The 13,446-nt window shown below is 65.3% G+C and carries 10 protein-coding genes and 1 pseudogene; 5 read left to right on the top strand and 6 right to left on the bottom strand.

Features of this window, described 5'->3' with window-relative positions:
* Positions 1–65: 65 nt before the first annotated feature.
* The gene (locus ACXJL8_RS16960) at positions 66–1,361 is read right to left on the bottom strand and encodes a hemolysin family protein (protein ID WP_456619350.1); all 1,296 of its coding nucleotides are present in this window, start codon (positions 1,359–1,361) and stop codon (positions 66–68) included.
* Positions 1,362–1,592: 231 nt separating this feature from the next.
* Between ACXJL8_RS16960 and ACXJL8_RS16955 the strand changes: the two genes are divergently transcribed.
* Both ACXJL8_RS16955 and ACXJL8_RS16950 read left to right on the top strand, forming a co-directional pair.
* Positions 1,593–3,668 (top strand): methyl-accepting chemotaxis protein, encoded by a 2,076-nt coding sequence (locus ACXJL8_RS16955; RefSeq protein ID WP_456619351.1) that lies wholly within the window; start codon positions 1,593–1,595, stop codon positions 3,666–3,668.
* Positions 3,669–3,784: 116 nt separating this feature from the next.
* Complete coding sequence (locus ACXJL8_RS16950) at positions 3,785–4,516, top strand: sulfite exporter TauE/SafE family protein (protein WP_456619352.1); 732 nt, start codon at positions 3,785–3,787, stop codon at positions 4,514–4,516.
* A gap of 51 nt (positions 4,517–4,567) precedes the next feature.
* Here ACXJL8_RS16950 and ACXJL8_RS16945 read toward each other — a convergent pair whose 3' ends face one another.
* The 5 genes from ACXJL8_RS16945 to ACXJL8_RS16925 form a co-directional block, all read right to left on the bottom strand.
* A complete protein-coding gene (locus ACXJL8_RS16945) occupies positions 4,568–5,887 on the bottom strand; it encodes an ABC transporter ATP-binding protein (protein WP_456685274.1) in 1,320 nt (439 codons plus the stop codon).
* A gap of 13 nt (positions 5,888–5,900) precedes the next feature.
* On the bottom strand, positions 5,901–7,631 hold the full coding sequence (locus ACXJL8_RS16940) for an ABC transporter permease (RefSeq protein ID WP_456619354.1): 1,731 nt from the start codon (positions 7,629–7,631) through the stop codon (positions 5,901–5,903).
* Positions 7,632–7,672: 41 nt separating this feature from the next.
* Positions 7,673–9,637, bottom strand: coding sequence for a carbohydrate porin (locus ACXJL8_RS16935; protein WP_456619465.1), 1,965 nt, complete (start codon positions 9,635–9,637; stop codon positions 7,673–7,675).
* 394 nt (positions 9,638–10,031) lie between these two features.
* Entirely contained in the window at positions 10,032–10,292 is a 261-nt protein-coding gene (locus ACXJL8_RS16930; protein ID WP_456619355.1) for a hypothetical protein, read from the bottom strand.
* 139 nt (positions 10,293–10,431) lie between these two features.
* Positions 10,432–11,238: a creatininase family protein gene (locus ACXJL8_RS16925; RefSeq protein ID WP_456619356.1), complete on the bottom strand. Its 807-nt coding sequence runs from the start codon at positions 11,236–11,238 to the stop codon at positions 10,432–10,434.
* A gap of 165 nt (positions 11,239–11,403) precedes the next feature.
* Here ACXJL8_RS16925 and ACXJL8_RS16920 point away from each other — a divergent pair, with 165 nt between their 5' ends.
* The 3 genes and pseudogenes from ACXJL8_RS16920 to ACXJL8_RS16910 all read left to right on the top strand — a co-directional run.
* Positions 11,404–12,426: an ABC transporter substrate-binding protein gene (locus ACXJL8_RS16920; protein ID WP_456619357.1), complete on the top strand. Its 1,023-nt coding sequence runs from the start codon at positions 11,404–11,406 to the stop codon at positions 12,424–12,426.
* 10 nt (positions 12,427–12,436) lie between these two features.
* On the top strand, positions 12,437–13,252 hold the full coding sequence (locus tag ACXJL8_RS16915) for an ABC transporter ATP-binding protein (protein ID WP_456619358.1): 816 nt from the start codon (positions 12,437–12,439) through the stop codon (positions 13,250–13,252).
* Positions 13,249–13,446: pseudogene (locus tag ACXJL8_RS16910) on the top strand (ABC transporter permease); the annotation flags it as partial. The gene ACXJL8_RS16915 and the pseudogene ACXJL8_RS16910, both read left to right, overlap by 4 nt.

Raw genomic sequence — 13,446 nt, 5'->3', positions numbered from 1 at the left:
GCCCCGTGGTTATGGGTCCCGGCCTTCGCCGGGACGACACGTGGGGAGAGTTCAGCGCGCGCAACTCACGCCGCCGCCTGCTCACTCCGCCTGCTCGCCAGGATCTTGTCGATCCGCCGCCCGTCGAGATCGATCACCTCGACGTGCCAGCCGTCGAGATCGAAGGCATCGCCGACGTCGGGCAGCACGTTGAACTGTTGCAGCACGAGGCCCGCCACCGTGTTGTAGCGGTGCGGCGGCAGTTCGATGCCGAGCAGCTCGCCGAACTCGTCGACCGGCATCCAGCCCGAGACGAGCAGCGAATCGTCGGCGCGCTTGACATAGGCAGGTTCCGGCGGTCCCTCCTCGGAATGGAAGGCGCCGACGATCGACTCAAGAATGTCAGCCGTGGTCACGATGCCTTCGAAGGCGCCGTATTCGTCGTAGACGAGCCCAACATGAACCGGAGCGGCTTTCAGGATCGCCAGCACGTCGCGGGCATCGGCCGATGCCGGGATGCCGGGCGCCTCGCGGACCAGCGACCGCAGGTCCGGCGCGCGTTCGCTCATGAAGGCGACCAGCAGGTCCTTGGCCTGGAGCACGCCGATCGGCTTGTCGCGATCGCCGTCCGAGACCGGAAAGCGCGAGTGCGGGCTTTTTGCGATGATCTCCCGGATGATCTCCGGGGCATCGCGCAGGTCGATCTCGTTCACCTCCGTGCGCGGCGTCATGATCGCGCCGACCGGCCGGTCGCCGAGCCGCATCACGCCCGCGATCATCTCCTTTTCGCCCGATTCCAGCACGCCCGCGCTCTCGGCCTCGCTGACGAGATGATGAATCTCGTCCTCCGACACCTTCTCCTCGGCCTTGCCGCCGCGGCCGAGCAACGCGAGGATCAGCTTGCCCGAGATATCCAGCAGAAAGACCAGCGGCAGCGATATCCTTGCGAGCCAGTGCAGCGCGGGCGCGACCTTGACCGCGATGCTCTCGGGGTCGCGCAGCGCGACCTGCTTCGGCACGAGCTCGCCGACGATCAGGGTCGCGTAGGTGATGAGGGTGACGACGATGCCGACGCCGACGATGTCGGCGATGCCCGTCGACAGGCCGAGCTCCACCAGCCATTGCGTCAGCCGCTGCCCGAGCGTCGCGCCCGAGAATGCGCCCGACAGTACGCCGACCAGCGTGATCCCGATCTGCACCGTCGAGAGGAATTTTCCCGGATCGGCCGCCAGCGTCAGCGCCCGCTCGGCGCCGCGCACGCCCTTGGCGGCGAGCAGCGACAGCCGCGCCGGGCGCGATGACACCACGGCGAGCTCCGACATGGACAGCAGGCCATTGATGACGATCAGGACGACGACGATGACGAGTTCGACGGAGAGCATTGACGTTCCGAGGTAAGCGAGTGTGGCCGGATGGCGCTGCAAGCGTTGATATAGGTATTTGGCCGGCAATTGCCGGCAATTCTGTCGCACTTTCCATCGGAACCTCTCCGGCTCCGGAGCGCCGCGACGAGGCGATCCCCGCGGAACTACGGCGTTGCCGTTGCTTAACGGGGTCTTAGCGGTCGCCCGCTAGGTTTCCGGCATTTACAGACATGTATTCGGGGGGGCACGATGCGGATTGGGAAGCTTTTCGCGCTGTCGATGCTGACGGTGACGGTTTTTGCAGTCATCCTTGGCGCCGAGGTGCTGGTGCCCCAGACCCGCATCTACGCGAATCGCTCCGACGCGATCAAGACGGTCGAGGCTTTTGGCGCGACCCTGATGGTCAGCCAGCAGGTCGCCGGCCTTCGCGCTCCCTACATTTCCCCGATTTTCCAGGAGAACCCGGCGACGCAGGCCCAGATCGATGCTGCCGCAAAGGCCGCGAAAGCCGCTGATGCCGCATTCGACGGGGCAAGGCGAGCCATCATGGTGCTGGATGACGCCGGACCGATGATCGACAACCTGGACCGTGCTGCGCGGCGGCTCAAGGATATCTACACGGCGGCAGATCGCGCCATGAGCGTTCCCCTGGCAGCGCGCGACGGCGCTGCGACCAAGGGCTTCCTTCCGGGCGTTGCCGAGGTCATCGGCAATATCGAGCCGATCATGAACCGGCTCGAGGCGAAGGTCGTCAATGCCGATTCCTCGCTTGCGGCGCTGTTGAGCCTGGCGCGGACGGCGCAGGATCTGCGCGTCTCGGCCGGCAGCCGCGCCGCCACGCTGTCGCCGGCGCTCAGCGCGCGCCGACCGCTCACGGCGGCTGAATTCTCGCTGATGGATCGTATGCAGGGACGTGTCGAGGCCGACCGCGAGCGCATCGAGGCCGGCATCGACCAGCTCGGAAATCCATCCCGGATCGCCGCCGCGTTCAAAGCGGCAATGGAGTCCTATTTCGGAAAAGCTGCGGCCGCCGTGGACACGGAAATGCCGGCGGCCCGGAGTGACGGCAAGTACGGCATCAACGCCGACGATCTGGCGAAGGTCATCGTGCCGGCCATCCAGATGTTCTACGGGGTGCGCGACGCTGCGCTGGCCGAAGCGTCCGAGCGCGCCTCGGCCGCGCGCGATGGCGCGCTGGCGATGCTCGCGCTTGCGGGCGTGGCGGTGCTGGCGCTGCTCGGCACGCTCGCCGGCGTCACCATGATGCTGCGCAGCCGCGTGGTGAGGCCGCTCAGCCGGCTCGCGGACGTGATCGGAGCGCTCGCCGCCGGACAGCACGAGGTCGAGATTCCCGCGAGCGGCCGCGATGACGAGATCGGCCAGGTGGCGGGCTCGCTCCGGCACTTCAAGGATTCGCTTATTGCCCAGAAGGCCGCCGACGAGGCGGCTGCAATCGAAGCCGATGCGAAGGCTCGTCGCAGCCAGCGCATGGACCAGATCGCGCGCGACTTCGAAGCCATGATCGGCGACGTGATCAACACCGTGTCGTCGGCATCGTCTGAGCTGGAAGCGTCCGCGGGAACACTGACGAGCGCGGCGGAGCAGTCCGAACAGGTCACGGCGACCGTCGCGGCTGCGTCAGAACAGGCATCCACCAACGTGCAGACCGTTGCCGCGGCTGCGGAGGAAATGGCGTCCTCGGTCGACGAGATCAGCCGGCAGGTCCAGGACTCCGCCCGCATCGCCGGCGAAGCGGTCCAGCAGGCGGGGCGGACCAACGACCATGTCGGCGAGCTGGCCAGGGCCGCCGGCCGGATCGGCGACGTCGTCGAGCTCATCAGCCAGATCGCGGGCCAGACCAACCTGCTTGCGCTCAACGCCACCATCGAGGCGGCGCGGGCCGGCGAGGCCGGACGCGGCTTCGCCGTCGTCGCCTCCGAGGTCAAGGCGCTCGCCGAGCAGACCGCCAAGGCCACCGGCGAGATCAGCCAGCAGATCACGGGAATCCAGACCGCGACCGAGGATTCCGTCGGCGCCATCAAGGCGATCGGCGATACCATCACCCGCATGTCCGAGATCGCGTCGGCGATCGCCTCGGCGGTCGAGCAGCAGGGGGCGGCGACGCGGGAGATTTCCCGCAACGTGCAGCAGGCAGCCCGCGGCACCCAGCAGGTCTCCGCCAGCATCGTCGACGTGCAGCGCGGCGCGAGCCAGACCGGATCGGCGTCCTCCAACGTGCTCGCGTCGGCGAAATCGCTGTCCGGCGAGAGCAGCCGTCTCAAGGTCGAGGTTGGAAAATTCCTGGACGCGATCCGGGCCGCATAGGAAAGCCGTTGTGGCGCAAACCGGCTTCACCTAGGCTTGCAGCTCGGGGATGTCGCAGCCTCCCCGTGAAGTGGTGATCCCACGCAAGCGCTGCTCGCTGACGTATGGAGCGAGCAATGGACGGGATCGCGATCGAGCTTCCACTTTTCCTGTTGGCGACGTTCGCCGGCGCATTCGTGGCCGGCCTCTCCGGCTTTGCCTTCGGCCTGGTCGCGGCATCGCTGTGGCTCTACGTGCTGACGCCGCTTCAGAGCGCCAGCCTGATTGTCGGCTTCGGCCTTCTGGTGCAGGGCTACTCGGTCTGGAAGCTGCGCGCCGCAATCGATTGGCGCCGGCTGTGGCCCTTCATGGTCGGCGCGGTTGCGGGCGTGCCGGTCGGAGTGTCGCTTCTGACCTGGGCCGACCCGAACAGCGTCCGCATCGCGGTTGGAGCGATCCTCATTGCCTACAGCCTTTATGCGTTCTTCCGGCCGCAGCTCAAGGTCGCGACCGTCGTGCCGGCCGCCGCCGATGTGGCGGTGGGTTTCGTCAACGGCCTGCTCGGCGGACTGACCGGGCTTGCCGGCATCGTCGTCACCATCTGGTGCAATCTGCGCGGCCTGCCCAAGGAGCTTCAGCGTGCCACCTTCCAGCCCGTTGCGGTCGTGGTGTTCGCCATGGCTGCGCTGCTGCTGGGCGCCAAGGGGGCGGTCACGCTCGAGACGGCAAAGCTGTTCGTGCTCGGCCTGCCGTTCCTGTTCGCCGGGACGTGGCTCGGACTGAAACTGTTCGGCCGGATCGACGAGGCCGCGTTCCGCAAGATCGTGCTCGTGCTGCTGTTCGTCTCCGGTGTCGCGCTGTTGTTCTGAGCGCGATCAGAACTCGCCGCACCCATCACATCCGAACGCGATGCGCGAGGCTCAGCCGTTCTCGCCGGGGTTTTCCAGGCTGAACGTCTCGGACTTCTCGTCATAGGCGAACAGCTCGGCATAGCGGCCCCAGGACACGACCGTCCTGAGCGTCTCGTCCGCATAGTCCTCGGACATGTAGTCTTCGAGCTCGTTGCGGAAGCGCGCCGCTGGCGCGGTGTGGGATGGCCGCTCGTCGAGCACGCGGCGGATCAGTCCCATGACCGGCACGTAGGTGACGAGATGCTCGGCGAATATCTTCTTGCGTGCGTCGGTGGCGAGCCCGGCAAAGTGCTTGCCGGCTTCGGTGAGCATCAGGTCGCCCTCGCTGAGCTGGGCGAAGCGCAGCAGTTGCAGCGACTCGCCGAGATGGAGGATGTCGTCGGCCGCGAGCTGGAGCTGGCCGGCGAGCACCGGCAGGTCGGCATGTCCGTGATAGGGTGGCCCCGCCAGCGTCTCGATCAGGCCGGACAGCACGTTGGATGACACGTGATGCAGGGTCATGCCGACACCTGAACCGGGAATGCCGTCGGTCGCCGGCGCCTTGGGTTCCGCGCGCTGGGTCATGCGGGCATAGATGCTGTCGACGAGCTGGCGGAAATGCGGATCAAGCCGATTGCGCGGATGGTCCAGCTCGACCTTGATCTCGGCGGCGACGCGTCCCGGATTCGATGAGAACACCAGGATGCGATCGCACATCAGCACCGCTTCCTCGATATTGTGCGTCACCATGAGGATCGACTTGATCGGCAGGCGGCCCTCGATCCAGAGGTCGATGAGGTCGGTGCGCAGCGTCTCGGCGGTGAGCACGTCGAGCGCCGAGAACGGTTCGTCCATGAGCAGGAGGTCTGGATGCACCACCAGAGCACGCGCAAAGCCGACGCGCTGGCGCATGCCGCCCGACAGCTCCTTGGGATAGGCCGACTCGAAGCCGTCCAGGCCGATCAGGTCGATCGCCGCCAGCGCGCGCTTGCGCCGCTCGGCGGCATCGACGCCGAGCGCTTCCAGCCCGAGCTCGACATTTTGCAGCACCGTCAGCCAGGGAAACAGCGCGAATGACTGGAACACCATGGCGACGCCGTTCGGCGGGCCGGTGATGGATTCGCCGCGGCAGGTCGCCTGCCCGGAGGACGGGCTGACCAGTMCGGCGATGATGCGCAGCAGCGTCGACTTGCCAGAGCCGGAGCGGCCGAGCAGGCCGACGATTTCACCGGTGTGGATCGTGAGATCGACCTTTTCGAGCACCAGCAGCTGCTCGCCGCTGCCTTTCGGAAACGATCGGCAGACGCCGCGGATATCGACGAGGGTGGATGGCGTCACGTGGTCGAGCATGATGACCTCCTCCTCAGCCGAGCCGCAGCCGGCGCTCGCCGAACGCGTAGAGCGGCCGCCAGACCAGGCGATTGGACAGCGTCACCAGGGTGCACATCGTGGCAATGCCGAGCACGACGCGCGGGAAATCCCCGGCCTCGGTGGCGTTGGCAATATAGGCCCCGAGTCCGGTGGCCTTCAGGTGAATGTCGCCCCAGCTCGCGACCTCCGCGACGATGGACGCGTTCCAGGAGCCGCCCGAGGCCGTGATCGCGCCGGTGACGTAATAGGGGAAGATGCCGGGCAGGATCACCTTGAACCACCATCGCCATCCCCCGAGGTGGAAGCTGCCGGCGGCCTCGCGCAGATCGGTCGGGAAGGCGCTCGCGCCCGCAATCACGTTGAACAGGATGTACCATTGCGTACCGAGGATCATCAGCGGGCTCAGCCAGATGTCTGGATTGAGCTTGAAGCTGACAATGGCCACGACAAAGACGGGAAAGGCAAGATTGGCCGGGAAGGCCGCCAGAAACTGGGCCAGCGGCTGGATCCGTTCGGCGAGCTTCGGACGAAGCCCGATCCACACGCCCACCGGCACCCAGATCAGCGTGGCGAGGCTGATCAGGACGGCGACGCGCAGCAGCGTGATCAATCCGTCGCGGATGACGACCATGACGTCGGCAAGTCCGAGGTCGGCCGAAAGGTAGCGATAGGTCAGCCAGGCCGCGTAGGCGGTACCGGCAAGGACCATTGCGATCCAGAGCGTGTCGATGAAGCGCGACGGACGCTCCTTGCCGCGTCCCGCAGACAGTTTCGGCAGCGGGATACGTAAATTCGAGATCGCCCGGTTCAGCGCCGCAAAGGGAAGCGTGAGGGCGCGCAGTGCGCGGGTGCGGCGGAACAGATCGAGCATCCAGGAGGCCGGCGCTTCGCCCGAGGCGGTCTGCTCGAAGCGGAATTTATCCGCCCAGGCGACGATCGGCCGGAACAGCAACTGGTCATAGGCGATGATGACGAACAGCATCGCCAGGATCGCGTAGAAGATCGCGGGCAGATTTTGCTGCTGGATCGCCAGCGCGACGTAGGAGCCGATGCCCGGCAGCGTCACCGTGGTGTTGCCCACCGTGATTGCTTCCGACGCCACCACGAAGAACCAGCCGCCCGACATCGACATCATCGCGTTCCAGATCAGGCCCGGCATCGCGAAGGGGACGTCGAGACGCCAGAAGCGCTGCCATCCCGACAAATGGAAGCTTTGCGTCGCCTCTTCCAAATCCTTCGGCACGTTGCGGATCGACTGGTACAGGCTGAAGGTCATGTTCCAGGCCTGGCTGGTGAAGATCGCGAACACCGAGGCAAGCTCGGCGCCGAGCACCTGCCCCGGAAACAGATTCATGAAAAACACGACAGTGAAGGTCAGAAATCCCAGGATCGGGACCGATTGCAGGATGTCCAGCAGAGGGATCATCACCAGCTCGGCACGCCGGCTCTTGGCTGCGATCGCCGCATAGACGAACGTGAATACGATCGAGCAGACGATCGCGAGCAGCATCCGCATCGTGGTGCGCAAGGCGTAGTATGGCAGGTGAGACGGATCGAGCGACACCGGCGCGCGCTCCAGCTCGGACAGCGGCACCGTGGTCTGCTTGCCGCCATAGACGATCAGCACCATGGCGCCGATCACCAGGATCAGCGCGACGACATCCCAGACATTGGGCCGAAGCGCCCGGCCGATTGCGGCCGTGCGGATATCTCTCGGCTTCATGGGGCCCGCCTTTGGGCTGGAATCTTGAGCTAGATCTTGGGCTAGAACTCGCCGTGCAGGCGGCCTGAGAAGACCGAGACCGGCCCGCGGTCGGCGTTATAGGCCGGGTTTGTGATCAATTGATAGTCGGCCGTGAGGGTGAGACTCTTGTTCAGCGCGTAGGCGTAATAGGTTTCGAGGATGCGCTCCTTGCGGTAGTTCAGCGCTCCGTCGCCGATGAGAACACCGAGGCCGCCGGCGGCCAGGAAGTCGCGATAATCCTGCGAGATGGCGTTGATGGCGCCGCCGATGCCGATCACGTCGTCAGGCCGGCCCCATTTCGTGCCCTTGATCGACAGTCCGCCGGACAGGCTGCGGTTGATGTCGGTGAAGGCGAGCGTTTCGGTCTTGCCGTCGTTCCAGCTCCAGCGGCCGAACAGTCCGACATCGTCGGTGATGGCCTGCTCGAGATTGACGACATAGCCGACCTTGAGGCGGCCGCGGCGGGTCTGTGCGATGTCGAGATTGAGCGCGGGATTGTCCAGCGTCTCGCGGAAGCTGCCCATATTGGCGCTGTCGACCCAGCCCATGGTCCTGAGCTTGCCGGGTTGCGAGAACAGCGAATAGCGCGTCTCGAGCTCGAGCACGTACTGGCCGCGCTCCCCGACCCTGGTGTCGAAATGATTCGAATTGGACTCCGCGACCATGAGGAAATAGCCGCCGCGCAGCGCCCATTGCTTCTGGTTGAGCTCGGCGGTGACGCCGTAGGTGAGGCCGACCTTGTCGGCGGAATAGTCGAAGGCGCCCGGCGCCCAGATCGACCAGTTCATGAAGTCCTTGCGGGTGTCCTTGGCATAGGCGTTGCCGTCGAACACGTCGATCACCGCGAACTTGCCGGCCTGCACGGTGAGCCGGGACACGTCGACCTTCTGCCCGAGCTGCAACTGGCCGCTCGCGAGCTCTTCCTGCTCGCCGCCGAAGCCAAAGGTCTGGCGCACGAACAGCCGCGAGGTGTTGTAATGCGGGTAGGGGAAGTTCGACTTCTGCGCTTCGCCGTTCGGAAAGCCGGCCGCGCCCACCGTGTCGTTCAGTCCAAAACCCTGGAGCAGCTCCGGATTGTAATAGACTTCGCCGCCGTCCCACAGCCGCGCGTTCAGGAACAGGCTGTTGCTCCAGGTCGCCTTGGCCTGGGTTGAAGGCGAGAGAGAGTTCGTTCCGCTGTAGAGAGCGGGAAACGACGGATAGCCTTGCGGCAGATAGGTGCTCTGGCCGTGAATCTCCCAGCGATCCGATTCCGTGTCGATCAGGGAGCTCTTCGGATTGTAGCTCGGCATGCCCGGCCAATCGACCTTGCGGTTGAGGCCGAGCCTGACCTGCTGGAAGTCGAGCGACGAGGAGGCGTATTGGGCCCCCGTGGAGAAGGCGACGTTGGCGCCGTCGAAGCGGCTGTAGAGATATTCGAGTCGTGCGCTCCAATGCGGCGCGAAGCCGTATTCGACGCCGGCACCCGCGATCCAGCCGGGCCGCGTGTTCAGGATCTTCGGGACTTCGGCGCCGGAGGCCGGCGTGTCGAAATAACGTTCGCCCATCCATGCGAAGCCGCCGGTGGCATAGACCAGCCACGGACCGCTGGTGTAGCCGACGCGGCCGCGCAGGCTGGCGGTGTAGTCCCATTGCTGGGTGACGGTGTTGGCAGGTGTTGCGAGGAATGAGACAATCGAGTTCGAGATGATGTAGTTCGGAAACGAAAAATCGCCTTCGACGCCGACCAGCCAGCCGGAGTTGAGCCGGTAATTGTAGCCGGCCTGCACGCCGCCGATCATGCCGCTGAAGACGCCATTGCCGTCGATTGCGGCGCCGTCGTTCAGGGCGAAGCCGGACGAGCCGCGGCTGTAGCCGGCATGCGCGCCGATATAGAGACCCGTCCAGTCATAGACCGCCTTCAGGGCCGGTGCCTTCAGCGGCAGATCGGCCGCGTGGGCAGCAACGGGAAGCCCCAGGAGGCCTGCGACGGCCGCCGTATGCAGCAACCGGTGTCGGTGACTTCTCAACGTCAAAACCTACGCCCCCAAACGCGAATGTATCCACCCGCCGCGACATCCCTGCCGATTCGCGGTGCCCCTGTCATCAGGGTCCTGGGGTCATGCGATCGGCCGAGATGATCTCGATTCGACGCGATTTCGTCCCAAGTCCCTGCGCTCGTTGCGAACCTTATTGCGATTAATTCGCAATAGCAACTGGTGCGGATTGCCGCGGGTGATGGTTCGCACCGTCATGTGACGGGACTGCAACAAATGCCCGGCCCCCAAACGGTTGACCCCGCCCGGGGGGACATCCGGGCGGGGTCGGGGCACGACACGGGGTGGATGAGGCGCCCGTGTCGGACGCGGATCCACTTAAGATCGGCCTCAGGTACTCAAATCAGTAGCAGGTACGAACGCGGCCGACGTACTGGCCGAAGGCGTTGTACTGGGCGACCCAGCCGCAGCGGTGATAGCCGTAATAGGGGTCGTTGCTGGCGGCGATCGCGGAGCCGACGACGGCGGCGGTGGCGATGCCGGCACCCACACCCCACACCCAGCCCGGCTGCTTGGCTTCGGCCGAGGAGGTGGTGGACACGATGCTGCCGGTGACGGCGAGGGCAGCGAGAGCGACGGCGGCAATCTTGGTCTTGATCGACATGTGAAACTCCATCCGGGTYGAGGCGGTCCGTTGTGGCCCGCGTGCCCAGTTGGACGGAGGCTGCCCGCGTCCGGTTCGAAAGCGACAAAGCGGGTCGCGGAATCCGGATCTTTCCTGAACGATTCCAGGAGGATGTGAGCTAGCCGAGAGGCCCTCTGGCGAGCCTGTTCACGTCGAAGTTATCGACCTCGGCGAGCAGCTCGCAGAAAGCGCGCGCGCCCTGGTCGATGAGCTCATCGCCCTTCGCGGCCACGGCCAGCGTCGCATTGCCGACTGCACCGCTGGGGTTGAGATCCTGCGCCTGCCAGGCGAACGGCGCGGGACGCTGCGTCGACAGCCAGCGATATTGCTGCTCCATCGCGATGCTGCTCGCGGGAAAATCGGCGATCGCATCCCCGCGCACCTGATCGGGATAGCGCGCCAGCATGATCGAGGTCTCGACCGCGCCGCCATGAATGCCGTGACGCACTTCCTCGGCCGGGAACAATCGGTCCGCGCCCGACAGCCGCGACCACGACGTCGTCACCACGAACAGTTTTTGGTGCGCGCGAAGATCCTGCGCGACCAGCATCATGGCCGCGCTGTTGCCGCCATGGCTGGTGATGATGACGAGCTTCTTCACGCCGCGTCGGGCGACGTCCTCGCCGATTGCGGTCCATCTCTTCAGCGCCACCTCGGTCGGCAGCGTCTGCGTGCCCGGATAGTCGAAATGCTCGGTGGAAATCCCGACCGGTTCAACGGGAAGAAAACTGGCCGGAACGCGCTCGGGCAAAAGCTCGCGCACCCGCGCGAGATAGGCGTCGGCGATCAGCACGTCGGTCTCGAGCGGCAGATGCGGGCCGTGCTGCTCGGTCGCCGCCAGCGGCAGCACCGCGATCCAGCGCGAAACCTCGGCCGGGCCGGCATCGGCCCAGCGGATCTCGGTCCAGTCGCGGGAAAGCGTCATGAAGTTTTCCTTGAAGGTTTCTTTGCCCGAATTTGTCACGTAATTTGGGGTATCAGGGGACGCRGGCCCGGCCGGCTCGCGTCCCCGAACGTGTTGCGGTTTTATCGCGTTGCTTTCACATGAGCCAGAAGCGATTGGGCTAGAAGCGATCGACGGAGTGCCATCATGAGCCCCTCTCATCTGCGGCGAGCGTTAACGGCAGGCTTGCTGGCCGCCTTCGTCTCGGTCGTCCCGGCGCGTGCCGAGACGCTGGACAAGGTCATGTTCGGCACCAACTGGGTCGCCGAGGCCGAGCATGGCGGCTTCTTCCAGGCGGTCGCCGACGGCACCTACAAGAAGTACGGCCTCGATGTCACCATCGTTCCCGGTGGGCCCAACGAGAACAACCGGATGCTCTTGATCGCCGGCAAGATCGATTTCTTCATGGCCGCCAACACGCTGATGTCGTTCGACGCGGTCGCCAACAACGTCCCCGTGGTGACGATCGCCGCGATCTTCCAGAAGGATCCGCAGGTGATGCTGACGCAGCCGGACGCCAAGGTCGGCAAGATCGAGGATCTCAAGCCGCTGACGCTGTTCGTCTCCAAGGAGGGCATGACCAGCTATTTCCAGTGGCTGAAGTCGGAATACGGTTTTAGCGAGAAGAACGTCCGGCCCTACAATTTCAATCCGCAGCCCTTCATCGCCAATCCCAAGAGCGCCATGCAGGGTTACGTCACCTCCGAGCCCTTCGCGGTGGAGAAGGCCGCGGGCTTCAAGCCCAACGTGCTGCTGCTCGCCGATTACGGCTTCAATACCTACTCGACCCTGGTCGAGACCCGCCGCGACATCGTCGAAAAAAAGCCTGATCTGGTGCAGCGCTTCGTCGATGCCTCCATGGTCGGCTGGTACAATTACATCTATCGCGACAATTCCGCCGGCAACGCCATGATCAAGAAGCTCAATCCGGAGATGACCGACGAACTGCTGGCCTATTCCGTCGCCAAGATGAAGGAATACGGCATCGTCGATTCCGGCGACAGCTTGAAAAACGGCATCGGCGCGATGAGCGACGAGCGCTACACCTCGTTCTTCGACAAGATGGTGAAGGCCGGCGTCGTCAAGCGCGATCTCGACTTCCGCAAGTCCTATACGCTGCGTTTCGTCAACAAGGGCGTCGGTGTCGAGCTGCGCCCCGCCAAGCCGTAACGCAAGGTCCATGTCATCAGTCAAAACTTCGTCGGGGGTCGAGGCCGGCCTGACGGCCCTGGCCGTCAGCCTGCGCGGCGTGACGAAGGTCTATGACAATGGCGTCATGGCGCTCGGTCCGCTCGATCTCGCCGTGCGCAAGGGCGAGTTCATCTCGCTGCTGGGCCCGTCCGGCTGCGGCAAGTCGACGGCGCTGCGCATCATCGCAGGCCTCAGCGCGCAGTCGTCCGGCACGGTGCGGGTGTCGCGCCATGAGGGCGAGGCGCAGCCGGGTCATGGTATCGGCTTCGTGTTCCAGGAGCCGACCCTGATGCCGTGGACCAGCGTGCGCGAAAACGTCCGGCTGCCCTTGAGGCTTGCCCGCGTGCCAAAGGCCGAGGCGCGCGGGCGCGCCGATGACGCGCTGGCCAGCGTCGGGCTTGCCGATTTCGCCGATGCCTTTCCGCGCGAACTCTCCGGCGGCATGAAGATGCGGGTGTCGCTGGCGCGCGCGCTCGTTACCGATCCCGACATCCTGCTGATGGATGAGCCGTTCGCGGCGCTCGACGAGATCACGCGCTTCCGCCTCAACAACGATTTGCTCGCGCTGTGGCGCAGCCTTCGCAAGACCGTCATCTTCGTCACCCATTCGGTGTTCGAATCGGTCTACCTGTCGCAGCGCGTCGTGGTCATGACGGGGCGGCCCGGCCGCATCCAGGCCGACATCCGCATCGAGACGGTCGAGCCGCGCGGTGAGGAGTTTCGCACGTCAACCGCTTATGGCGACTACTGCCGCAAGGTCTCGGGCGCGCTGGCGCCGTCCTATTCGGGACAGTCGATGCTATGAGCGCCAGGCCCGCGATCAGTTCCAGGCCGTCCGGGGCGCAGCGCGCGGTGCGTTTCGCGCTTCCCGTCATCGTATTCGCCGCCGGCCTCCTCGCCTGGGAACTCGTGGTCCGCATCAAGGACATCCCGCCTTACGTGCTGCCGGCGCCCTCCGTCATCTTCCTGACGCTGATCAAGGACTGGGCGGTGCTGTCA

Source organism: Bradyrhizobium sp. P5_C11_2, assembly GCF_054049755.1.
The sequence above is the reverse complement of the archived record's forward strand: the minus strand, read 5'-3'. Positions and strand labels throughout refer to the sequence as shown.

Bases quoted from the DNA above. Each gene is read 5' to 3' on its own strand.
- ACXJL8_RS16950 (WP_456619352.1), top strand. From the start codon at position 3,785: ATGGACGGGATCGCGATCGAGCTTCCACTTTTCCTGTTGGCGACGTTC.
- ACXJL8_RS16960 (WP_456619350.1), bottom strand. From the start codon at position 1,361: ATGCTCTCCGTCGAACTCGTCATCGTCGTCGTCCTGATCGTCATCAAT.
- ACXJL8_RS16920 (WP_456619357.1), top strand. From the start codon at position 11,404: ATGAGCCCCTCTCATCTGCGGCGAGCGTTAACGGCAGGCTTGCTGGCC.
- ACXJL8_RS16925 (WP_456619356.1), bottom strand. From the start codon at position 11,238: ATGACGCTTTCCCGCGACTGGACCGAGATCCGCTGGGCCGATGCCGGC.
- ACXJL8_RS16915 (WP_456619358.1), top strand. From the start codon at position 12,437: ATGTCATCAGTCAAAACTTCGTCGGGGGTCGAGGCCGGCCTGACGGCC.
- ACXJL8_RS16940 (WP_456619354.1), bottom strand. From the start codon at position 7,631: ATGAAGCCGAGAGATATCCGCACGGCCGCAATCGGCCGGGCGCTTCGG.
- ACXJL8_RS16955 (WP_456619351.1), top strand. From the start codon at position 1,593: ATGCGGATTGGGAAGCTTTTCGCGCTGTCGATGCTGACGGTGACGGTT.
- ACXJL8_RS16930 (WP_456619355.1), bottom strand. From the start codon at position 10,292: ATGTCGATCAAGACCAAGATTGCCGCCGTCGCTCTCGCTGCCCTCGCC.